The organism is Streptomyces sp. NPDC016845, assembly GCF_044332585.1.
In the GTDB taxonomy this organism is placed as follows: Bacteria; Actinomycetota; Actinomycetes; order Streptomycetales; family Streptomycetaceae; genus Streptomyces.
Genome location: NZ_JBIRPI010000007.1, coordinates 116,521 through 139,437 on the forward strand (window position 1 = coordinate 116,521; position 22,917 = coordinate 139,437).

Annotated in this window: 19 protein-coding genes; 17 read left to right on the forward strand and 2 right to left on the reverse strand. The window is 72.2% G+C overall.

All coding sequences use genetic code 11. The annotated features are described in order from the left end of the window. Positions 1-71: 71 nt before the first annotated feature. Positions 72-1,064 (forward strand): alpha/beta hydrolase family esterase, encoded by a 993-nt coding sequence (locus tag ACH4RC_RS20035; RefSeq protein WP_398202521.1) that lies wholly within the window; start codon positions 72-74, stop codon positions 1,062-1,064. Between the two features lie 47 nt (positions 1,065-1,111). Beyond that, the gene (dacB, locus tag ACH4RC_RS20040; RefSeq protein ID WP_398202523.1) at positions 1,112-2,722 is read left to right on the forward strand and encodes a D-alanyl-D-alanine carboxypeptidase/D-alanyl-D-alanine-endopeptidase; all 1,611 of its coding nucleotides are present in this window, start codon (positions 1,112-1,114) and stop codon (positions 2,720-2,722) included. Here dacB and ACH4RC_RS20045 read toward each other — a convergent pair. Further along, on the reverse strand, positions 2,712-3,980 hold the full coding sequence (locus tag ACH4RC_RS20045) for an MFS transporter (protein ID WP_398202526.1): 1,269 nt from the start codon (positions 3,978-3,980) through the stop codon (positions 2,712-2,714). The genes dacB and ACH4RC_RS20045 overlap by 11 nt on opposite strands. A gap of 93 nt (positions 3,981-4,073) precedes the next feature. On the opposite strand from ACH4RC_RS20045, the gene ACH4RC_RS20050 reads away from it, so the two are divergent. The 13 genes from ACH4RC_RS20050 (at position 4,074) to ACH4RC_RS20110 (ending at position 19,857) form a co-directional block, all read left to right on the forward strand. Continuing rightward, complete coding sequence (locus ACH4RC_RS20050; RefSeq protein ID WP_398202528.1) at positions 4,074-5,048, forward strand: LysR family transcriptional regulator; 975 nt, start codon at positions 4,074-4,076, stop codon at positions 5,046-5,048. 244 nt (positions 5,049-5,292) lie between these two features. After that, entirely contained in the window at positions 5,293-6,039 is a 747-nt protein-coding gene (locus ACH4RC_RS20055; RefSeq protein ID WP_398202530.1) for a hypothetical protein, read from the forward strand. 2 nt (positions 6,040-6,041) lie between these two features. Then, complete coding sequence (locus ACH4RC_RS20060) at positions 6,042-8,228, forward strand: glycosyltransferase (protein WP_398202532.1); 2,187 nt, start codon at positions 6,042-6,044, stop codon at positions 8,226-8,228. Then, on the forward strand, positions 8,225-9,439 hold the full coding sequence (locus ACH4RC_RS20065; protein WP_398202534.1) for an acyltransferase: 1,215 nt from the start codon (positions 8,225-8,227) through the stop codon (positions 9,437-9,439). The genes ACH4RC_RS20060 and ACH4RC_RS20065 overlap by 4 nt, the downstream gene beginning before the upstream one ends. 100 nt (positions 9,440-9,539) lie before the next feature. Beyond that, positions 9,540-10,901: a nitrate/nitrite transporter gene (locus tag ACH4RC_RS20070; protein ID WP_398202537.1), complete on the forward strand. Its 1,362-nt coding sequence runs from the start codon at positions 9,540-9,542 to the stop codon at positions 10,899-10,901. 118 nt (positions 10,902-11,019) lie between these two features. Then, on the forward strand, positions 11,020-12,189 hold the full coding sequence (locus ACH4RC_RS20075) for a uroporphyrinogen-III synthase (protein WP_398202540.1): 1,170 nt from the start codon (positions 11,020-11,022) through the stop codon (positions 12,187-12,189). A 75-nt stretch (positions 12,190-12,264) separates the two neighbouring features. Continuing rightward, positions 12,265-12,798 (forward strand): GNAT family N-acetyltransferase, encoded by a 534-nt coding sequence (locus ACH4RC_RS20080; RefSeq protein WP_398202542.1) that lies wholly within the window; start codon positions 12,265-12,267, stop codon positions 12,796-12,798. A gap of 53 nt (positions 12,799-12,851) precedes the next feature. After that, the gene (locus tag ACH4RC_RS20085) at positions 12,852-13,451 is read left to right on the forward strand and encodes a CGNR zinc finger domain-containing protein (protein WP_398202544.1); all 600 of its coding nucleotides are present in this window, start codon (positions 12,852-12,854) and stop codon (positions 13,449-13,451) included. Between the two features lie 114 nt (positions 13,452-13,565). Continuing rightward, a complete protein-coding gene (locus tag ACH4RC_RS20090; RefSeq protein WP_324774160.1) occupies positions 13,566-14,141 on the forward strand; it encodes a sigma-70 family RNA polymerase sigma factor in 576 nt (191 codons plus the stop codon). Further along, positions 14,138-14,947, forward strand: a complete 810-nt coding sequence (locus ACH4RC_RS20095; RefSeq protein WP_398202548.1) for an anti-sigma factor family protein — start codon at positions 14,138-14,140, stop codon at positions 14,945-14,947. The genes ACH4RC_RS20090 and ACH4RC_RS20095 overlap by 4 nt, the downstream gene beginning before the upstream one ends. Before the next feature lie 92 nt (positions 14,948-15,039). After that, on the forward strand, positions 15,040-17,421 hold the full coding sequence (locus ACH4RC_RS20100; RefSeq protein ID WP_398202551.1) for a HelD family protein: 2,382 nt from the start codon (positions 15,040-15,042) through the stop codon (positions 17,419-17,421). Positions 17,422-17,788: 367 nt separating this feature from the next. Next, the gene (locus ACH4RC_RS20105) at positions 17,789-19,222 is read left to right on the forward strand and encodes an NAD-dependent malic enzyme (RefSeq protein WP_398202553.1); all 1,434 of its coding nucleotides are present in this window, start codon (positions 17,789-17,791) and stop codon (positions 19,220-19,222) included. Positions 19,223-19,575: 353 nt separating this feature from the next. Continuing rightward, a complete protein-coding gene (locus ACH4RC_RS20110) occupies positions 19,576-19,857 on the forward strand; it encodes an HU family DNA-binding protein (protein WP_006374476.1) in 282 nt (93 codons plus the stop codon). A gap of 369 nt (positions 19,858-20,226) precedes the next feature. Here the strand turns inward: ACH4RC_RS20110 and murA are convergent, their stop codons facing one another. Continuing rightward, positions 20,227-21,573 (reverse strand): UDP-N-acetylglucosamine 1-carboxyvinyltransferase, encoded by a 1,347-nt coding sequence (gene murA / locus ACH4RC_RS20115; protein WP_394433591.1) that lies wholly within the window; start codon positions 21,571-21,573, stop codon positions 20,227-20,229. Between the two features lie 254 nt (positions 21,574-21,827). On the opposite strand from murA, the gene ACH4RC_RS20120 reads away from it, so the two are divergent. Both ACH4RC_RS20120 and ACH4RC_RS20125 read left to right on the forward strand, forming a co-directional pair. Beyond that, positions 21,828-22,388, forward strand: coding sequence for a YqgE/AlgH family protein (locus ACH4RC_RS20120; protein WP_398202556.1), 561 nt, complete (start codon positions 21,828-21,830; stop codon positions 22,386-22,388). 121 nt (positions 22,389-22,509) lie between these two features. Further along, positions 22,510-22,797, forward strand: coding sequence for a DUF3039 domain-containing protein (locus tag ACH4RC_RS20125; RefSeq protein ID WP_361070292.1), 288 nt, complete (start codon positions 22,510-22,512; stop codon positions 22,795-22,797). Positions 22,798-22,917 lie beyond the last annotated feature (120 nt).

Here is a 22,917-nt window from a genome sequence, read left to right on the forward strand (position 1 = left end):
ATCGGCTCGCCGTCAACTGTGTCGGTCGGCCCCATGTCGGGACCCCGGAGCCGGGCCTACCTTCGCTCCCCATGACACACACCAGTGCACGCATCAGTACACGTGCCAGAGCCGCGGCCGTCCTGCTCGCTCTTCTCGCCCTCTTCCTGCCCGCCGTTCCGCAGGCGTCCGCCGCCGCGTCCGGTGTTCAGGAAGTCACCGGGTTCGGTGCCAATCCCGGGGCCCTGAAGATGTTCCGTTACGTTCCCGACGGACTGCCCGGGGGGCGGCCCGTGGTCGTCGTCATGCACGGCTGTACGCAGAACGCCGCCGGGTACGGGACCGGCAGCGGGTGGGTCTCGCTGGCCGAGCGGTGGGGGTTCTCCGTCGTGCTGCCGCAGCAGACCTCGGGCAACAACCTCAGCTCGTGCTTCAACTGGTTCCAGGCCGGGGACACCGGGCGCGGGCAGGGCGAGGCCGCCTCCGTCGCGCAGATGGTCGACAGGCAGGTCGCCGACGCGGGCGCGGACCCGTCCCGGGTGTATGTGACCGGGCTCAGCGCCGGGGGCGCCATGACGGCCGTGATGATGGCGGCCTACCCGGAGAAGTTCGCCGCCGGGGGCGTCGTCGCCGGGCTGCCGTACGGGTGCGCGCAGGCGGCCGGATCCCCGTACGTGTGCATGTATGTCGGGGCCACGCAGACGGCGAAGCAGTGGGGTGACCGGGTGCGGGCCGCCCGGCCCGGGTACGCCGGGCCCTGGCCGCGGCTCACCGTGTTCCAGGGCAGCGCCGACTACACCGTGAAGCCCGTCAACATGACGGATCTGGCCGAGCAGTGGACCGATGTCCGTGGGGCCGACCAGGTCGCCGACGTCAGCGACACCGTCGCCGGGTTCCCGCACCAGGTCTTCCGCGATGCCTCCGGCGGCCCGGCGGTGGAGACGTACAGCGTCACCGGCATGGGGCACGGGCAGCCCGTCGACCCGGGGAGCGGGGCCGCGCAGTGCGGGACCGCGGGGGCGTACATCCTCGACGTGAACCTGTGCGCCGCCCAGGTCCTCGGGCGCTCCTGGGGACTTGGCTGATCCCTGGGTCTTGGCGGCCCGTCGGGTCTCCGGGATGCTCCTGTGGCATGAGCAGAGCTGACAGCGAACCGCGTAAGGCGTACCGGAGATGGGTCTGGCCCGTAGTCCTCGGGGTGGCCGCGGCCACGCTCTCGTGGGGCGGCGGGAGCGCCGGGGCCGACGCCGGCCCCGGCGGGCTGTCCGAGGCCATCGACACCATCCTGGGCGATCCGCGCATGGAGGGCGGCGCGGCCGGTGTCGTCGTGGCCGATGCCGCCACCGGCGAGACCCTGTACCAGCACAACCCGACCGGGCGGCTCATGCCCGCTTCCAACACCAAGCTCGCCACGTCGACCGCGGCCATGGAACTCCTCGGCCCGCAGTACAGGTTCACGACCGACGTGCTCGCCGGTGGACGCCTGCGGGGCGGGGTCCTCCACGGGGACCTCTATCTGCGCGGGACCGGCGATCCGACCGCCCTCGCCGCCGACTACGACCGGCTCGCCGCCGGTGTCGCCGCCGCCGGGGTGCGGAAGGTCGACGGGCGGCTGGTCGCCGACGACACCCGGTTCGACGACCGGCGGCAGGGCGACACCTGGGGCGCCGACGACGAGTCCTCGTACTACGCCGCCCAGATCTCGGCGCTCAGCGTCGCGCCCGACACCGACTACGACACCGGGACCGTCATCGTCGAGGTCGAGCCCGGGAAGAAGGCCGGGGACCAGCCACGCGTGCGCGTCACGCCACGGACGGACTACGTGCGCTTCGACGTGCGGGCGCGCACCGTGGCCGCCGGGGGAGCGGACCGCATCGCCGTCGAGCGGCAGCACGGCACCAACACCGTCACCGTCGGCGGGACCGTGCCGGTCGGCGGTGACACCACCAAGGAGTGGGTCACCGTGTGGGAGCCGACGGGGTACGCCGCCGCCGTCTTCCGCGACGCGCTCGCCGCGCACGGCGTGAAGGTGAGCGGCGCCACCAGGCTGGGGCGGGCCGCCCCGGCCGGTGCCAAGACGCTCGCCACGCACGACTCCATGGCGCTGAAGGACCTGCTCATCCCGTTCATGAAGCTCTCCAACAACATGCACGCCGAGTCGCTCACCAAAGCCATGGCGTACGAGGCGACGGGCCGGCCCGGCAACTGGGGCGACGGGACCGCCGCCATCGCCTCCTACCTGAAGGGCGCCGGGGTCGACGCCGGGAAGGTGCGCCAGGTCGACGGTTCGGGGCTCTCGCGCAAGAACAACTTCGCCGCCCGGCAGATCGCCGACCTGCTGCTCTCCGTACGGGACGAGCCCTGGTACGCCGACTGGTACAGGTCCCTGCCGGTGGCGTGCGACCCGGACCGGTTCGTCGGCGGGACGCTGCGGACGCGGATGTGCGACACCCCTGCCGCGCTCAACGCCCGCGGCAAGACCGGGTCGCTGACCGGGGCCAGCGCCCTGTCCGGCTATGTGAAGGATGCCGACGGGCGCGAGCTCGTCTACAGCGTCGTGCAGAACAACTACCTCGCCGACTCGGTGAAACCGCTGGAGGACGCGATCGTCGTGACCCTCGCCGAGTCGACCGCGGAGAAGGCGGCGAGGGGTGTCACGCCGAGGCCGAGCCGGTTCGTGCCGGGCGCGGACACGGGTGCGGACGGTCTCGAGTGCTCCTGGCGCAAGCCCGTCACCTGCTGACGCCCCGCACGCGCAGATACCCGTAGAGCGCGAGCAGCAGCGCCGTCACCGCCGCCACGACCGGGACGGTGTACGCCGCGGTGGGGCCCCAGTGCTCCACCGCGGCGCCGCCCGTCGCGGAGCCGCAGGCGATGCCGCCGAGCAGGCCGGTCACGGCGAGCGTCATGCCCTCGTTCAACTGGGCTGCCGGTGTGCGCTGCTGGACCAGGGTCATGCCCGTCACCATGGTCGGCGCCGTCGCCATGCCCGCGATCAGGAGCGCCCCGCCGAGCGCGAGGAGCGAACCGGTGACGGCCGCCGCGAGCAGCGGCAGCGTCATGAGGACGGCCATCGCGGCGACGCAGACCGGGTGGCGCCGGTCGGCCGGGCCCGCCGGTTTCGTCGCCCCGTAGACGAGGCCCGCCGCACATGAACCCGCCGCTTGGAGCGCCAGGATGCCGCCCGCCCACGCCTTGTGCCCCTGCGCGTCCGCGAAGGCGACCGTGACGACCTCCAGGGAGCCGAAGATCGCGCCCGTCGCGAGGAAGGAGACGAGGAGCGGCGGCATGCCACGCGCGCGTAGCGGCGTCTTCGTCGCCTCCGTACGGGCGTGCGGCGGGGGTTCCGTGGCCCGTTGCGCGGCGAAGACCAGCACGCCGGTCACCATGAGCACGACGCTGACCAGCGTGCCCGCCTCCGGGAACAAGGTTCCGCACAGGAAGGCGGCCACGACCGGGCCGAGCATGTAGCACAGTTCGTCCGCCGCCTGCTCGAAGGAGTTCGCGGTGTGCAGCGCGTCGGCGTCGCCCTTGAGGAGGTGCGCCCAGCGGGCCCGGGACATGCCGCCCGTGTTGGGCGTGGCCGCCGATGCCAGGTACGCGGCGAACAGGGTCCAGCTGGGCGCCCCGAAGTGCACGCACAGGAGCAGGGCGAGCGATCCGCACGCGGAGATCACGGTGGCGGGGACGGCGGTGCGGGCCTGCCCGTACCGGTCGACGAGCCGTGCCGTCCAGGGGCCGACGACCGCGTTGGCGACCAGGCCCGTCGCGGTGACGGCGCCGGCGAGCGCGTACGAGCCGCGCGTCCCGGAGATCATGATGACCGCGCTGATGCTGAACATGCCCTGCGGGAAGCGGGCCAGCAGGTTGCCGAGGGTGAAGGCGAGGGCGCCGGGTACGGCGAACAGCCGGGCATAGGTCATCTTCGGGGCAGCCGCGGGGACGGACGTGCTTGTCCCGGCCGGCGTGGCTGTCCCGGTCGACGTGGTTGTTTCAGGCATGCCAAGAGCGTCACCGCAGGCCGTACGCCCGGTCCAACACCTACTCCGTACCGATTCACGCGCCTGTGTTGTAAGTCGTTGTAAGTTCCCCGGATGGCAACCACCATCGAGCCGCGCCTCCTGCGCGCCTTCCTCGCCGTCGCCGACGAACTGCACTTCACGCGCGCCGCCGCCCGGCTCTACGTGGCCCAGCAGGCGCTCAGCCGGGACATCCGCCGGCTCGAACGGGAGCTGGGCGCCGAGCTGTTCGGGCGGACCACGCGGCAGGTCACGCTCACCGCCGAGGGTGCGCGGCTGCTGCCGTACGCGCGGCGCGTGATCGAGGCGCAGGACGAGCTGCTCGCCGCGTTCACCGGGACCGCGAACGAGGCCCGGCCACTGCTCGTGGACGTCAACAGCCCCGGGCTCGTGCACGAGCGGGTCCTCGCGCGGGCCCGCGAACTCATCCCGGGGCAGGAGCTGATGGCGCGCTACGAGAGCGGCCTGACGTACGCCGCCGCCGAGCTCCTCGCGGGGCGTATCGACGTCTCCTTCGGCCGGTTCGCGGGGCTCGACCCGGCCGTGCGCGAGCGCCTCGCCCAGCAGCCCCTGCGCTACGAGCCGATGGCGGTCCTGCTGCCCGAGGAGCACCCCCTCGCCGGACTAGACGCCGTACCGCTCGACCGGCTCGCGGGGGAGACGGTCTACGCGGGCGCAGGCAATCCGCGGACGCCCGAGTGGACCGACCTCGCCCGGCGGCTCTTCGACGGGCGCGGCATAAAGATCGCGCCACCCGCGCCGCTCGCCGTCGGCGAGGAGGAATTCCGCCGGATCATGGCGAAGTACGGCAATCCGGTCCTGGCCGGGATCGGCTTTCCGGCCATGCCGGGATCGGTGCTCCGGCCGCTCGTCGACCCCGTTCCGCTGTCACCTGTGTCGCTTGTATGGCGAAAAGGTCAGAAACACCCCGGGATTGACGCGCTCAGGGCCGCCGCGTCCTCGATCGCCGAGGAGGAAGGATGGCTCGACCGCCCCGCCGACGCGTGGATACCGGCCCCAGATGCACTCGTCATGATGAATCGTGTGTGACGGGCGGATACGAAAGTCACTCGTGTGCGCTACATTCTTCGTCCGGGCGCAGTGTGATAAGGGGATTGCTCGGGCCAGGGTGGGGTCCCGGTCCGACCGAGAAGTGTCCGGCCGGTCGCATGCGCACCCAAGATCAAAACCATGAACGTGGACATGCGCAGGCGTATGTCCTTGGGGGGTTGTCCGTACGGTGGAACATTGGCGAGAAGACGCCTTGCCCGGGCAGGCTCATGATCCTAACGAGGTGACGGTCCAACTCGACGTCACCGACAGCCGGTTGGGTGACCTGCTGGAGGCGCGGAAGGCAACGGCCGTCCCCGCGCGGGCCCAGGCGCAGGACGACGGCAAGGACGTACCCGTCTTCGTCGACGACTCCGGGCGGCGCGGCCGCACCTTCCGGCGGGTCGGCGTCTCCCTCGGCGCCGCCTGCGCGGTCTTCGCGGTAGTCCTCGTGGCCACGCTGCTCTCGGGCAATTCGAGCGCGCCCTGGCTGCCCATGCCCAAGGAGCCCGCGGGCCACGCCGACAGCGAGCCGCAGGCGCCCGCCGACTCCGCGTCGCCGTCCACCGGGCCCGGCGCCTCCCAGGACCCGGCCGCCGCGGGCGCCACGCCCGGCGGCGCGGCCACCTCCGGCGCGACCGGCGCGGCCCCGTCCGGCACGACCGCCGCGCAGCCCGGCGCGGGCACGGAACAGGGTGCGGGCACGGACACGGGCGCGGACCCGGCGGGCGCCTCGCCCGACCAGCCCATCGGCGCCCACACGTCCCCGGCCGCCGACCCGTCCGCGTCGGAGCAGCCCGGCACCGGCTCGACCGCGCCGGCCGAGCCGCCCGCCGGCGCCGACTCCCCGCCCGCCGCCGAGCCCTCCGGCGACCCGTCCACCGAGGCCGGGGGCGGCGACGCCGGCACCCACGCCGGCGGCCTCCTGTCCGGGCTCCTCATCGGCTCCACCACGTCGCTCGTCGCGTCCCTGGAAAGCAGCGTCCTGTAGAAATGTCCGACCGCTCACGTCCCCGGCGGCCCCGCGTCCGCAGGCGCCGCCTGCCGCTGCGCTATCTGCTGCCGTCGCTGCTCCTCGTGGCGATGCTGTGCATGCTGATGCTGCGCGGCTACGTCCACAGCGAGATACTCGCCGACCACCGCGTCCGGCCCGAGGCGGGCACCGCCCAGGTGCCGGAGAAGATCCTCGACGGCGGCCCCGTCATCGACACCCGGGGCGGGCAGGAGAGCAGCCGCTCCATCGGCCGCCACAAACTCGTCCTCACCTTCGACGACGGGCCCGACCCGGAGTGGACCCCGAAGGTCCTCGACGTCCTCAAGAAGCACGACGCCCACGCCGTCTTCTTCGTCACCGGCACCATGACCTCGCGCCACCCCGACCTCGTACGCCGGATGGTTGCCGAAGGCCACGAAGTGGGCCTGCACACCTTCAACCACCCCGACCTCTCCTACCAGTCGACCGAGCGCATCGACTGGGAGCTGTCGCAGAGCCAGCTCGCGCTCGAAGGCGCCGCGGGCGTGCGCACCTCGCTGTTCCGGCCGCCGTACTCCTCGTTCGCCGACGCCATGGACGACGCGTCGTGGCCGGTCACCCAGTACATCGGCTCGCTCGGCTACATCACCGTCGTCAACAACACCGACAGCGAGGACTGGAAGCGGCCCGGCGTCGACGAGATCATCCGCCGCGCCACCCCGCACGGCGGCAAGGGCGCCATCGTCCTCATGCACGACTCCGGCGGCAACCGCGCGCAGACCGTCGCCGCCCTCGACCGCTTCCTGCCCGAACTCCAGGACAAGGGCTACAAGTTCCAGAACCTCTCCGAGGCGCTCGGCATGCCCGGCGCGCACACGCCCGTCAGCGGCATAGAGCTGTGGAAGGGCCGCGCCTGGGTCGCCGCGGTCCAGGCCTCCGAGCACCTCACGGACGTCATGGTCGTCGGGCTCGCCGTCATCGGCGTCCTCGTCATGGGCCGCTTCGGCCTCATGCTGCTCCTGTCCGCGCTGCACGCCCGGCGCGTCCGCCGCCGCGGCTTCGCCTGGGGCCCGCCCGTCACGGAACCCGTCTCCGTCCTCGTACCGGCGTACAACGAGGCGAAGTGCATCGAGAACACCGTGCGCTCCCTGATGGCGGGCGAGCACCCCGTCGAGGTCATCGTCATCGACGACGGCTCCACCGACGGCACCGCCCGCATCGTCGAGAACCTGCGCCTGCCGAACGTCCGCGTCATACGCCAGCACAACGCGGGCAAACCGGCCGCCCTCAACCGGGGCCTCGCCAACGCCCGCCACGACCTCGTCGTGATGATGGACGGCGACACCGTCTTCGAACCCGCCACCGTCCGCGAACTGGTGCAGCCGTTCGGCGACCCGCGCGTGGGCGCCGTCGCCGGCAACGCCAAGGTCGGCAACCGGGACTCGCTCATCGGCGCCTGGCAGCACATCGAGTACGTGATGGGCTTCAACCTCGACCGCCGCATGTACGACGTCCTGCGCTGCATGCCGACGATCCCCGGCGCCGTCGGAGCCTTCCGCAAGTCCGCCCTCGCGCCCATCGGCGGCATGAGCGACGACACGCTCGCCGAGGACACCGACGTCACCATGGCGCTGCACCGCGACGGCTGGCGCGTCGTCTACGCCGAGAAGGCCCGCGCCTGGACCGAGGCGCCCGAATCCGTCCAGCAGCTGTGGTCCCAGCGCTACCGCTGGTCGTACGGGACCATGCAGGCCATCTGGAAACACCGCCGCGCCGTCGTCGAGCGCGGCCCCTCAGGACGCTTCGGCCGCGTAGGGCTGCCCCTGGTCTCCCTCTTCATGGTCGTGGCCCCGCTGCTCGCGCCCCTCATCGACATCTTCCTGCTCTACGGGGTCGTGTTCGGACCCACCGAGAAGACGGTGGTGGCCTGGCTCGGCGTGCTCGCCCTCCAGCTCGTCTGCGCGGCCTTCGCCTTCCGGCTCGACAAGGAACGCATGACGCACCTCATCTCCCTGCCGCTCCAGCAGCTCCTCTACCGGCAGCTGATGTACGTCGTGCTGCTCCAGTCCTGGATCACCGCGCTCACCGGCGGCCGTCTGCGCTGGCAGAAGCTGCGCCGCACGGGCGCGCTCGACGCGGGGCTGCCCGGCGTGCCGCAGCAGCGGTCCACGTCCGTGGCGGACCATGACCGGAGGCCCGTGGCATGACGCAGACGGCACCCATGTCCCCGTCGCAGCCTGCGGTCACACCCCCGGCGAGACCCGGCCGCGACCGCTACCTCGACCTCCTGCGCTCCATCGCGCTCGTCCGCGTCGTCGCCTACCACTTCTTCGGATGGGTGTGGCTGAGCGTCCTCTTCCCGTCCATGGGCGTGATGTTCGCGCTCGCCGGATCGCTCATGGCACGCTCCCTGAACCGGCCCGCGCCCGGCGTCGTCCGCGGCCGGATCCGCCGCCTGCTGCCCCCGCTGTGGGTGTTCGCCGCGCTCGCGGTGCCGCTGCTCTTCGCGGGCGGCTGGAACCCCGGCAAGGACCCCGACAACGGCGGCGTCTGGGGCTGGCTCGACCTCGTCGGCTACCTGATCCCGATCGACGCCCCCAACTACCCCTTCACCGTGGCGGACCCGCCCGGCTTCCTCGAGAGCACCTGGGCCGAACAGGGCATCGGCCCCCTGTGGTACCTGCGCGCCTACCTCTGGTTCGTGCTCGCCTCGCCGCTGCTCCTGTGGGCGTTCCGCAAGGTGCCGTGGGCGACGCTGCTCGCACCGCTCGCCCTGACCGCCGTCGTCGGTACGGGCCTGGTGACCATCCCGGGCCGGACCGGCGAGGCCGTCACCGACTTCGCCGTGTACGGCAGCTGCTGGGTGCTCGGCTTCGCCCACCACGACGGCGTCCTCGCGAAGGTGCCGCGCTATCTGGCGGTGTCGGGCGCGGCCCTCGTCATGGCCTTCGGCCTGTGGTGGGCCTCGGGCCACCTCTCCGACGAGGGCTGGGACCTGAACGAGATCCCGCTCGCCCAGGCCGCCTGGTCCCTCGGGTTCGTCGTCATCCTGCTCCAGTACGCGCCCTCCTGGCGGGAGCTGCCGAAGCGGCTCGCCCGCTGGGACCGGCCGATCACGCTGGCCAACAACCGGGCCGTCACGATCTACCTCTGGCACAACATCCTGATCATGGCGACGTTCCCGGTGATCGACGCCCTCTACGAGCTGCCCTTCATGGGCGACCGGCTCGACTCCGCCCTCGACTCCACGTACATGTTCTGGTCGTTCGTCCTCGTCTGGCCGCTGATCGCCCTCGCGATCATGGCCGTCGGCTGGGTCGAGGACCTGGCCGCGAAGCGCCCGCCGCGGCTGTGGCCCGACGGCCGCGGCGGACGGAAGGAGCCCGGCGCCCTCACCGCGCCCCGCGGCGGCGGGTGAGAGCAACGTTCCCCGCCGGTCATCGCACGCCACAGTCCGGAAATCCCGCCTGCCTACCGTCAGGAACGGAAGGCAGGAACCGTGACCCTGGAGGCGTGAGATGGCAGGCCGGAGCCGGACCCGTGAGTGGGTCGAGCGGTGGGACCCCGAGGACGAGACGTTCTGGGCGGAGACAGGCGCCAAGGTGGCGCGGCGCAACCTCGTCTTCTCCGTCCTCTCCGAACACATCGGGTTCTCGATCTGGTCCCTGTGGTCGGTCATGGTCCTGTTCATGGGGCCCGAGTACGGCATCGACCCCGCGGGCAAGTTCTTCCTCGTCTCCATGGCGACGCTGGTCGGCGCCTTCGCGCGCGTGCCCTACACGTTCGCCGTCGCCGTGTTCGGCGGGCGCACCTGGACGGTCATCTCGGCGACCATGCTGCTCGTGCCGACCGCCCTCGCGTTCGGCGTCATGGAGCCCGGCACCTCGTACAGCACGTTCATGCTGTGCGCGGCGCTCACCGGCGTCGGCGGCGGCAACTTCGCCTCCTCCATGACGAACATCAACTCCTTCTTCCCGCTGCGCAAGAAGGGGTGGGCCCTCGGTCTGAACGCGGGCGGCGGCAACATCGGCGTCCCCGTCATCCAGCTCGTCGCCCTCGCCGTCATCGGCGCGGGCGGTGGCCCGCGCGTCCTGCTCGGCGTCTACCTCCCGCTGATCGTCGTCTCGGCGGTCTGCGCGGCGCTGTTCATGGACGACCTGGCGTCGGTGAAGAACGACACCGGGGCCGCGCGCGACGCCGCCAAGGACCCGCACACCTGGATCATGGCGTTCCTCTACGTCGGCACGTTCGGCTCGTTCATCGGCTACTCCTTCGCCTTCGGCCTCGTCCTGCAGACCCAGTTCGGCCGTACGCCGCTCCAGGCGGCCGGGGTCACCTTCATCGGGCCGCTCCTCGGCTCGCTGATCAGGCCGGTCGGCGGGCGGCTCGCGGACCGGTTCGGCGGGGCGCGCATCACGCTGGGGAACTTCGTGGCGATGGGCGCCGCGACCGCTGTCGTCATCGTGGCGTCGATGCGGGAGTCCCTGGCCCTGTTCACCGTCGCCTTCATCGTGGTGTTCGTGCTGAGCGGGCTCGGCAACGGGTCCACGTACAAGATGATCCCCGGCATCTTCCACGCCAAGGCGCTCGGCCTCGGCCTCACCGGCGAGGACGCGGCCGCGTACGGGCGACGCCTCTCCGGCGCCTCCATGGGCCTGATCGGCGCGGTCGGGGCGCTCGGCGGACTCGGCATCAACCTCGCGTTCCGCCAGTCCTTCCAGACGGCGGGCACCGGCACCGGCGCCTTCGTGTCCTTCCTCGTCTTCTACGCCGTGTGCTTCGCGGTGACCTGGGCCGTATACCTTCGAGGGGCGGCGGCGCGTTCCGCGTCCGCGTCGAACACCGAGGCGAAGCCGCAGCTCAGTTACGCCGAGGTGTGAGCGGCGGGCACGTAACACGCACGCAATGGCGCTGATCCGGGCCTGTCACGCCGAGTTGACAGGCTCGGGCGTCGGCGCCACAGCACCGACACGACCGTCGAGCGGGACGAGAACCAGCATGGACGACGCACAGCAGGCCCCCGGGGCGGCGGAGCGGGCGCACGGACCGCTCGCCGGATTCACCGTGGGCGTGACCGCCGCACGCCGCGCCGACGAACTCGGCGCGCTCCTCAAGCGCCGCGGCGCCACCGTGCTGCACGCGCCCGCGCTGCGCATCGTGCCCCTCGCCGACGACAGCGAACTCCTCTCCGCGACCAAGGAACTCCTCGACCAGGCCCCCGACATCGTCGTCGCGACCACCGCGATCGGCTTCCGCGGCTGGGTCGAGGCCGCCGACGGCTGGGGCCTCGGGGAGGCCCTGCTCGCCCGCCTGCGCGGCGTGGAGGTCCTCGCGCGCGGCCCGAAGGTGAAGGGCGCGATCCGCGCGGCGGGCCTCACCGAGGAGTGGTCGCCGTCGTCGGAGTCGATGGCGGAGGTCCTCGAACGGCTCCTGTCCGAGGGCGTCCAGGACCGGCGGGTCGCCGTCCAGCTGCACGGCGAGCCCCTGCCCGGATTCGTGGAGGCGCTGCGCGAGGCCGGGGCCGAGGTGGTGGGGGTACCGGTGTACCGGTGGATGCCGCCGGAGGACATCGGGCCCCTCGACCGGCTCCTGGACGCGACCGTGGCCCGGGGCGTCGACGCGCTGACGTTCACCTCGGCGCCCGCCGCCGCCTCCTTCCTCAACCGGGCCGAAGAGCGCGGCCGCCTCCCCGACCTCCTCGCGGCCCTCGGGCACGACGTGGTCCCGGCCTGCGTCGGCCCGGTCACGGCGCTGCCGCTGCAGGACCGCGGGGTGCCCACGGTGCAGCCGGAACGCTTCCGGCTCGGCCCGCTGGTACAGCTGCTCTGCCGCGAACTGCCCGCCCGAGCGCGTATGTTGCCGGTCGCCGGGCACCGCCTGGAGATCCGCGGCCACGCCGTCGTGGTCGACGGCGAACTGCGCCCGGTGCCGCCCGCCGGCATGGCGCTCCTGCGCTGCCTGGCGCGGCGGCCCGGCTGGGTGGTGTCCCGAGCGGACCTGCTGCGCGCGCTGCCCGGCGCGGGCAGCGACGAGCACGCGGTGGAGACGGCGATGGCCCGCCTCAGGGCGTCGCTCGGGGCGCCGAAGCTGATCCAGACGGTGGTGAAGCGGGGGTACCGGCTCGCGCTCGACCCGGCGTCGGCGGACGCGAAGTACGCGGACGGGTGAGCCGAGCCGGGTGCGCGGAGGCGTGACCAGCCCAGCCCAGCCCAGCCCCGCGCCCGCCGCACGTACCGTACGCACATGCTGATCACCGACACCATCGCCCTGCGCCCCGCCGTCCCCGGTGACGCCCAGGCCCTCGCCGACGCGTACCTGCGCAACCGGGAGCACCTGAGCGCGACCGAGCCGCCCCGTGAACCGGGCTTCTACACGGCGGCCGCGCAGGCCGAACGGCTCGCCCAGCCGGACAGCGTGACGTGGCTGCTGTTCGACGGGGAGCGGGTCGTCGGCCGCGTCATGCTGAACAACATCGTGCTCGGCCCCCTGTGCAGCGGCGTGCTCGGCTACTGGGTCGACGGCGAGTACGCCGGGCGCGGCCTCGTCACGGCCGCCGTCGAGGAGGTCTGCCGCGCCGCCCGTGACGACCTGGGCCTGCACCGCGTCGAGGCGGGCACGCTCACCGACAACAAGGCGTCGCAGCGGGTGCTCGCCAAATGCGGCTTCGTCGAGTACGGCAGGCCCCTCGCGTACCTGTACGTCGCGGGGGAGTGGCGCGACCACATCCTCTTCCAGCGCCTGCTGCACGACGGCCCGCCCGCGCACCTCCGCAAGTAGACCGCCGTTACCGGGGGTTCCGGCGGGGCGGCGAGGCGGGCACTGTAGAGGGCATGGCAGCAGTACCCACAGGGCCCTCCTTCCCCCCTCTCCCTGAGTTGCGGTTCGACTCCGGACGCCTCTGCCTGGATCTGGTCGCCACCGCACACCCCGACGAACGCCTCACCTCCACCGACCGTCTGCGCGCCTGGCTCATCGGCGCCGGCCTCGTCCCCGATCCCGCCGCGCTCGCCGCGTGCACCCCGGCCTGGCTCGCCGCCTTCCGCGAACTGAGAAGCCACATCGGCCAGTTGGTTCGGGGCGAGCTGGCCGGGCGCCCCGCTTCCGCCGCCCTCGAACGCGTCAACCTGCTCGCCCGCGCAGCCCCGCCCGCGCCCCGCGCCGTCCGCACCGCCGACGGCTCGCTCGTCCGGGCGCTGCACGACGCGCCCGGCTGCCCGGCCCTGCTCGCGGCCGTCGCGCGCGATGTCGTCGACCTGCTCACCGACCCCGCCGTCCGCGGCTGCCTGCGCCAGTGCGAGGGCGACAGCTGCCCGATCATCTACCTCGACACCTCCCGGGGCCGCAGACGCCGCTGGTGCTCCAGCGAGGTGTGCGGCAACCGGGAGCGCGTGGCCCGGCACCGCCGCAGGGCGGCCCTCGCGCGCGCCTGACCGAGACTTCTCCAACTGACCTTGAACGCAGGCGCGTTCGTCTACGTATCCCTCCCGTGAACCCAGCCGAAAAAAGACGGCCGGATCGTCGAACCGGGGACACCGGAGGTAGGCGTGCGCAAGGATTCCGCCGTGGCCGATGAACGCCCTCCCCGGGCCCGGCATCGTGCGCCCCGGCCGCCGGAGCCGGACGAGGAGCTGATGCGCGCGCTCTACGCCGAGCACGCGCGGCCCCTCCTCGCCTATGTGCTGCGGCTGGTCGCGGGGGACCGGCAGCGCGCCGAGGATGTCGTGCAGGAGACGCTCATCCGCGCCTGGAAGAACGCCGGTCAGCTCAACCGTGCGACCGGCTCGGTACGCCCCTGGCTGGTGACGGTCGCCCGACGCATCGTCATCGACGGCCACCGCAGCCGGCAGGCCCGGCCGCAGGAGGTCGACGCGTCACCGCTGGAGGTCATCCCCGCGGAGGACGAGATCGACAAGGCGCTGTGGCTGATGACACTCTCCGACGCCCTGGAGGACCTGACCCCCGCGCACCGCGAAGTGCTCGTGGAGACGTACTTCAAGGGGCGTACGGTCAACGAGGCGGCCGAGACGCTCGGCATCCCCAGCGGTACGGTGCGCTCCCGCGTCTTCTACGCGCTGCGCTCCATGAAGCTGGCGCTTGAGGAGCGGGGGGTGACGGCATGACGTCGGCGTACGGGGCGAGCGGTCCGTTCGGGCACGGTCCGGCGGGCGACGTGCACGAGGCGGTCGGCGCCTACGTCCTGGGCGTGCTCGACGACGCCGAGGCGAGCGCCTTCGAGGCCCATCTGGCGGGGTGCGAGGTGTGCGCGGCGCGCCTGGAGGAGTTCGCGGGGATGGAGCCGATGCTCGCCGCCCTCGCCGATCTGCCGCCCCGGCGGGACGCGCCCGCGGTGCGGCACATCGGGGAGTCCCTGGCCGCCGCGCCGAGCCACCGGCTCGCGGAGTCGCTGGTCGGCGAGGTCGCGCGCAGGCGCGGGCGCAAGCGGCGCCGTTCCCTGTACCTGGTGGCGGCCGCGGCGGCGCTGATCATCGGCGGCCCGCTCACCGTCATGGCGGTCTCCGACGGCGGCGACTCCGGGGTCCTCGCGGAGCCGCATCCGACGAGCCCCGCCGAGGACGCCTTCTTCCACCACATGGACGAGAAGGTGTCGGCCACCGACGCGACGACGAAGGTCAGCGCGACCGTCGGCATGGAGGAGAAGGCGTGGGGCACCCACACGGTCCTCCGGCTGAAGAACGTGAAGGGCCCGCTGAAGTGCAGCCTTGTCGCGGTCGGCAAGAACGGGGCGCGCGAGACGGTCACCACCTGGGCGGTCCCGAAGTGGGGCTACGGCATCGCGGACAGCCCGCACGAGGACGCCACCTACCCGCTGTACGTGCACGGGGGCGCCGCCTTCGACCGGGACCAGATCGACCGCTTCGAGGTCGAGACGCTCGACGGGAAACGACTGGTGGAGGTAAACGCGTGACCCCGACGCCGGGTCGCCCCCACCGGACGTAGCCGCCCGGCCCCCCTTTCGCGTACCTTTGACGGCTGCCCAGCACGTCAGAAGGGGGCCCGGTGGCCGCTCAGGCTCAGCAGGATCCAGCGGTGGACTCGGATACGGACTCCGTTCGTGACCGCGAGATCGGCGTCGAACAGAGACATCTCGACGCCGTCTACCGCCGACTGGAAGAGAAGATCCACGAGGCGGAGTTCCTGATGGACGACGCCGCCAAGCGCGGCCAGGTCGGCACACCCGGCGCGCTCGCCGAGCGGGACGCCCAGGTCTTCCGCGCCGGCATCCACCTCAGCCGGCTCAACAACGAGTTCGAGGACTTCCTCTTCGGCCGTATCGACCTGCTCCCGGGCAAGGACGGCAAGAAGGGCCCGGACGGCGCGTACACGGCGGTCGAACCGGCCGAGGGCGCGGTCCGCCCCGACAACACGGCCGAGATCGCCGAGACGCTGCACATCGGCCGGATCGGTGTCCTGGACGCGGACTACTCGCCGCTGGTCATCGACTGGCGGGCGCCGGCCGCCGCGCCGTTCTACCGCTCCACGCCGGTCGACCCGGGCCGCGTCGTGCGCCGCCGCGTCATCCGCTCCAAGGGCCGCAGGGTGCTCGGCGTCGAGGACGACCTGATGCGCCCCGAGCTGACCGCGTACCTGGACGGCGAGCGGCTCCCCGCGATCGGCGACGGCGCGCTGATGGCCGCCCTCGGCCAGGCCCGCAGCCACTCGATGCGCGACATCGTCGCCTCCATCCAGGCCGAGCAGGACCAGGTGATCCGCGCGCCCGCCGCGTCCGTCACGTACGTCGAGGGCGGCCCGGGCACCGGCAAGACGGCGGTGGCGCTGCACCGCGCCGCCTACCTCCTCTACCAGGACCGCCGCCGGTACGCGGGCGGCATCCTGATCGTCTCGCCCACCCCGCTGCTCGTCGCCTACACCGAGGGCGTCCTGCCCTCCCTCGGCGAGGAGGGCCAGGTCGCGATCCGCGCGGTCGGCTCCCTGGTCGACGGCGCCGAGGCGGTCGAGTACGACAGCCCGGCCGTCGCCCGCGTCAAGGGCTCCTCGCGGATGCTGAAGGTGCTGCGCAAGGCGGCGCGCGGCGCCCTGGAGTCGGGCCGCCCGGCCCCGGCCCCGGCCCCCGCCTCCGCCTCCGCCGAACAGCTCGCCTTCGGCGAGGACGCCCCCGAAGAGGTCGCCACGGCCACCCCCACCCGGCTGCGCGTCGTCGCCTTCGGCCGCCGCCTGGAGCTGGAGGCCGACCAGCTGAACCGGATCCGCCAGGCCGCCCTCAGCGGCACGGCCCCGGTCAACCACCTGCGTCCGCGCGCCCGCAAGCTCCTCCTGGACGCCCTGTGGGAGCGGTCGGGCGCGGGCGGCCGGCACACGGACCCCGAACTCGCCGCCGAGCTGCGCTCCTCCTTCGACGACGACATCACCGGCGAGGACGACTTCGTACGGTTCCTGAACGCCTGGTGGCCGGAGCTGACGCCTCGCGCCGTCCTCGCGGCCATGTCCGACGAGCGGCGCCTGGGCCGCTGGGCGCGGCGCGTCCTCAACCCGGGCGAGATCCGCAAGGTCGCCCGCTCGCTGCGGCGCGACTCGCTCTCCGTGCACGACGTGGCGATCCTGGACGAGCTGAACGCCATCCTCGGCACCCCGGCCCGCCCGAGGAAGAAGCGCGAGTACGACCCGCTCGACCAGCTCACAGGGCTCGAGGAGCTGATGCCGCAGCGCGAGGAGTCCCAGCGCGAGCGCGCCGAACGCCTCGCCCAGGAACGTACCGAGTACGCGCACGTCATCGTCGACGAGGCGCAGGACCTCACGCCGATGCAGTGGCGCATGGTCGGCCGTCGCGGGCGCCACGCCACGTGGACGGTGGTCGGCGACCCGGCGCAGTCGTCCTGGTCGGACCCGGAGGAGGCGGCAGCCGCCCGCGACGAGGCGCTCGGCACGCGCCCGCGCCGCCGCTTCACCCTGACCGTGAACTACCGCAACCCCTCCGAGATCGCGGAGCTGGCCGCGAAGGTCCTGGCGCTCGCGATGCCGGGCTCGGACTCCCCGTCCGCGGTCCGCTCCACCGGCGTCCAGCCGCGGTTCGCCGTCGTACGGGACCGGCTCGGCGCCACCGTCCGGGAGGAGGCCGCACGGCTGCTCGACCGGGTCGACGGCACGGTCGGCGTCGTCGTCGCGATGAACCGCCGCGCCGAGGCGGCCCGCTGGCTGGACGGGCTGGGCGAGCGGGTGGTCGCGCTCGGCTCCCTGGAGGCCAAGGGGCTGGAGTACGACGCCACGGTCGTGGTCTCCCCGGCGGAGATCGCCGACGAGTCCCCGGCGGGCCTGCGCGTCCTGTACGTGGCGCTGACCCGCGCCACCCAGCAGCTCACCGTGGTCTCGGGGGAGCGGGACGAACCCGACGCGGACGGGGTGCCGGATCTGCTGCGCGACTGACCCTTGGGACGGCCTTGCGACGGGCTCTTGTGTCGGGAGCAGCCGGTGTTACCGTTGAAGTGGCACCGGCCCGATCCAAGCCCCCGGGCCCAACCATCGTCCCTTTGAGGGACCACTTGCCGCGAGGCGAGCATGGCGGGTCGGTGTCATGAACGGAGAGCGAGAGGCCCACGTCACTCAGTGACGTGGGCCTCTCGTCGTTTCCGGCGCCCCTTCCCCACGGGCGGCACTTCTCGTATGGTGGAAACTCATTTCCGAAAAGACGGTGAACGTAAGGTTCACAATCCGATGCGGCTACCACGTACTCGGCGGTAGGTGCGACCATCGGACGGCAACAGCTACACGGTGAAAGCAGAGGAAGTCGGCCATGGCAACGGCGCCCAGCGTCTCCTACTCGATGACGGTCCGGTTGGAGGTGCCCGCGAGCGGTACGGCTGTCTCGCAGCTCACCACCGCCGTGGAGTCCTCCGGCGGCTCGGTGACCGGCCTCGACGTCACCGCCTCCGGCCACGAGAAGCTCCGGATCGACGTCACGATCGCGGCCAGCTCCACGTCCCACGCGGACGAGATCGTCACGGAGCTGCGCGGGATCGAGGGCGTGACGCTCGGAAAGGTCTCCGACCGTACGTTCCTGATGCACCTCGGCGGCAAGATCGAGATGCAGTCCAAGCACCCCATCCGCAACCGTGACGACCTCTCCATGGTCTACACGCCGGGTGTGGCCCGCGTCTGCATGGCGATCGCGGAGAACCCCGAGGACGCCCGGCGCCTGACCATCAAGCGCAACACCGTTGCGGTGGTGACGGACGGCTCCGCCGTCCTCGGCCTCGGCAACATCGGCCCGATGGCCGCCATGCCCGTCATGGAGGGCAAGGCCGCCCTCTTCAAGCGGTTCGCCGACATCGACGCCTGGCCGATCTGCCTGGACACCCAGGACACCGACGCCATCGTCGAGATCGTCAAGGCGATCGCCCCCGGCTTCGCGGGCATCAACCTGGAGGACATCTCCGCGCCCCGCTGCTTCGAGATCGAGGCCCGCCTGCGAGAGGCCCTCGACATCCCCGTCTTCCACGACGACCAGCACGGCACCGCGATCGTCGTCCTCGCCGCCCTGACCAACGCGCTGCGCGTGGCGAACAAGGGCATGGGCGACATCCGCGTCGTCATGTCGGGCGCGGGCGCGGCCGGCACCGCCATCCTCAAGCTGCTGCTCGCGGCGGGTGTGAAGAACGCGGTCGTCGCCGACATCCACGGCGTCGTGCACGCCGACCGCGAGGACCTCAAGGACGCCGACAAGGACTCGCCGCTGCGCTGGATCGCGGACAACACCAACCCCGAGGCCCTCACGGGCACCCTCAAGGAAGCCGTCGTCGACGCCGACGTCTTCATCGGGGTCTCCGCGCCCAACGTCCTGAACGGCGACGATGTCGCCGCCATGGCCGAGGGTGCCATCGTGTTCGCGCTCGCGAACCCGGACCCCGAGGTCGACCCGGCGGTCGCCCGCCAGACGGCCGCCGTGGTGGCCACGGGCCGCTCCGACTTCCCCAACCAGATCAACAACGTCCTGGTCTTCCCCGGCGTCTTCCGCGGCCTGCTCGACGCCCAGTCGCGCACGGTCAACACGGGGATGATGCTGGCGGCCGCGACGGCCCTGGCCGACGTGGTGAGCGAGGACGAGCTCAACCCGAACTACATCATCCCCAGCGTCTTCAACGACAAGGTCGCGGGCGCCGTCGCCGGTGCCGTGCGCGACGCCGCGAAGGCCGCCGGGACGGTTGTGACGGGCACCACGACCGTCTGAGGCCCGGCGCGTCGCGGATCACGGGCTCGGCCGGGCCCTTTAGGGTGGCCGGGAAGCAGGCCCTGACCCCGCCCCCGCCCCCGGGTGGTCAAGAGCCTGTCAAAGGCAGGCTCCAAGGCTTTCCGGGTGACCCCCAGGGCGCCGGATTGGCTTTACCGCCGCTGGTGGGGGCAGGATGCTTTCCCAAGGACGTGGTCCAGGGGGCGCCCCCAGCGGGCGCGAGGGTCCTGCGATACGGACCCCGGGTCCCGGGCCTGACCGAGACCCTGGCAACATCGGCTTCGCTGTTGCCCCACATACGGCTCCGGCCGTATGGCACGCCTCAACGGCAAGAAGAACACGGGAGTACAAACATGAACCGCAGTGAGCTGGTGGCCGCGCTGGCCGACCGCGCCGAGGTGACCCGCAAGGACGCCGACGCCGTGCTGGCCGCGTTCGCCGAGACCGTCGGCGAGATCGTTGCCAAGGGCGACGAGAAGGTCACCATCCCCGGCTTCCTGACCTTCGAGCGCACCCACCGTGCCGCTCGCACCGCTCGTAACCCGCAGACCGGCGACCCGATCGACATCCCGGCCGGTTACAGCGTGAAGGTCTCCGCGGGCTCGAAGCTCAAGGAAGCCGCCAAGGGTAAGTAGCCTTCGGCGATTTTGCGGCGGGCGGTCATCCGGGGATCCGGGTGACCGCCCGCCGGCTTTTCCGGGGCCGCGTCTGCGGGGCGTGACGTCTCGTCGCCGGGTGCGGCCCGGTGGGGCTTCTCGCGCAGTTCCCCGCGCCCCTGAGGCATGCGGCTTCGCCGCGGCCCCCATGAGCGCTCCCACGCGCCGTCCGAGATGGCGCACGGAGTGCGCATCTCAGGGGCGCGGGGAACTGCGCGACCAGCCACGACGTGCCCGTGGACGGCCGTGAGAGCCCCAGGGGCAGCCTGTGAGCCGCCCGTACGGCGATGGGGCCCACCCGGAAGATCCGGGTGGGCCCCATCGCCGTAGAGCCGGGAAACGCGGCGGCTAGCCGAGCGCCTTGCCCGGCAGTTCGACCTTCGCGCCGAGCTCGATGAGCTTGTCCATGAAGTTCTCGTAGCCGCGGTTGATCAGGTCGATGCCGTGCACCCGGGACGTGCCCTGCGCGGCGAGCGCCGCGATCAGGTACGAGAAGCCACCGCGCAGGTCGGGGATGACCAGGTCGGCGCCCTCCAGCTTGGTGGGGCCCGAGACGACCGCCGAGTGCAGGAAGTTGCGCTGGCCGAAGCGGCAGTCGGAGCCGCCCAGGCACTCGCGGTAGAGCTGGATGTGCGCGCCCATCTGGTTCAGCGCCGAGGTGAAGCCGAGCCGGGACTCGTACACCGTCTCGTGGACGATGGACAGGCCCGTGGCCTGCGTGAGCGCCACGACGAGCGGCTGCTGCCAGTCGGTCTGGAAGCCCGGGTGGACGTCCGTCTCCAGCGCGATCGACTTGAGCTGGCCGCCCGGGTGCCAGAAGCGGATGCCCTCGTCGTCGATCTCGAAGGCGCCGCCGACCTTGCGGTAGGTGTTGAGGAAGGTCATCATCGAGCGCTGCTGGGCGCCGCGCACGTAGATGTTGCCCTCGGTGGCGAGCGCGGCCGACGCCCAGGACGCCGCCTCCAGGCGGTCGGAGAGCGCGCGGTGGGTGTACCCGCCGAGCTTGTCCACACCGGTGACGCGGATGGTGCGGTCGGTGTCCATCGCGATGATCGCGCCCATTTTCTGCAGGACGCAGATCAGGTCCTCGATCTCCGGCTCCACGGCCGCGTTCGAGAGCTCCGTCACGCCCTCGGCGAGGACGGCCGTGAGCAGGACCTGCTCGGTGGCGCCCACGGAGGGGTAGGGGAGGCGGATCTTGGTGCCGCGCAGCCGCTGCGGGGCCTCCAGGTACTGGCCGTCGGCGCGCTTCTCGATCGTCGCGCCGAACTGGCGGAGGACCTCGAAGTGGAAGTCGATCGGCCGGCCGCCGATGTCACAGCCGCCGAGGCCCGGGATGAAGGCGTGGCCGAGGCGGTGCAGGAGCGGGCCGCAGAGCAGGATCGGGATACGGGACGAGCCCGCGTGGGCGTCGATGTCCGCGACGTTCGCCGACTCCACGTGCGAGGGGTCCATCACCAGCTCGCCCGGCTCCTCACCGGGGCGGACCGTCACACCGTGCAGCTGCAGCAGACCGCGTACGACCCGGACGTCACGGATGTCGGGGACATTGCGCAGCCGGCTCGGAGCGCTGCCGAGCAGCGCGGCCACCATGGCCTTGGGCACCAGGTTCTTGGCGCCGCGGACCCGGATCTCGCCCTCCAGCGGGGTTCCGCCGTGGACAGTCAGTACGTCGTCAATGCCGGTGACGGTCATGTATCTCGCGTTCCGAAGAGGGTGGGCAGGGGGCCAAGGGACAAGGGTAAGGGCCGCTCACCCCTGTTCCGTATGCGCGGAGAGGCCCCGGACCGTCATGACTTCGCTACAACACGAACCGTTACGAATAGGGCGCAAGGGGTGACCGGCCGGTCCGCTCGCGCCCCGCGCGTCCGCGTCGGCGCTGAGCTGCCGTGTTGCCGTTCTCGCGCTTGTCTCCCCCCGCGCGGGGAAAGTGCGGGATCATGTCTGCCATGACCGAGGTGTCCTCGCTCACAGGGCGGTTGCTCGTGGCGACTCCCGCTCTCGCGGACCCGAATTTCGACCGTGCGGTGGTGCTGCTCCTCGACCACGACAAGGAGGGCTCGGTCGGCGTCGTCCTCAACCGGCCCACCCCCGTGGACGTCGGCGACATCCTGGACGGCTGGGGCGACCTGGCCGGCGAGCCCGGCGTCGTCTTCCAGGGCGGCCCCGTCTCCCTCGACTCGGCGCTCGGCGTCGCCGTCATCCCCGGCGAGGACGGCCCGCTCGGCTGGCGCCGGGTGCACGGCGCGATCGGCGTCGTCGACCTGGAGGCGCCGCCCGAACTGCTCGCGGCGGCGCTCGGCTCGCTGCGTATCTTCGCCGGTTACGCGGGCTGGGGCCCGGGCCAGCTGCAGAACGAGCTGTCCGGCGGGGCCTGGTACGTCGTCGAGTCGGAGCCCGGGGACGTGTCGGCGACACGGCCCGAGGGGCTGTGGCGCGCGGTCCTGCGCCGCCAGCGCAGCGAGCTGGCGATGGTCGCGACATATCCGGACGACCCCTCGCTCAACTGACGCCGCCCCGGCCCTGCCCCGGCCCTGCCCCGGACCTCGCTCCGAACGCCGGTCCGGACGTCGCCGCGGTCGTCACCGGCGGGCTTCGTCCTGCGCGCGGCCTTCAGTACCCTTGGCTCCTATGAGCACTCTTGAGCCCGAGCGCGGGACAGGTACGGGGACCCTCGTAGAGCCGACGCCGCAGACGTCGCACGGCGACGGCGATCACGAGCGCTTCGCCCACTATGTCCAGAAGGACAAGATCATGGCGAGCGCCCTCGACGGCACTCCTGTCGTCGCGCTCTGCGGCAAGGTGTGGGTACCGGGCCGCGACCCGAAGAAGTACCCCGTGTGTCCCATGTGCAAGGAGATCTACGAGTCCATGGGCGCGGGCGGCGACAAGGACGGCGGCAAGGACGGCGGTAAGTAGCCGGCCCCCCTCGATCCCCTCGAAGGCCCCTGGTGTGCGGTGACGCACGCCAGGGGCCTTCGCGCGTTCTCACGCGCACCCGCTGTGCGTTGCCTCACGTAAACCATTGCGCTCACTGGT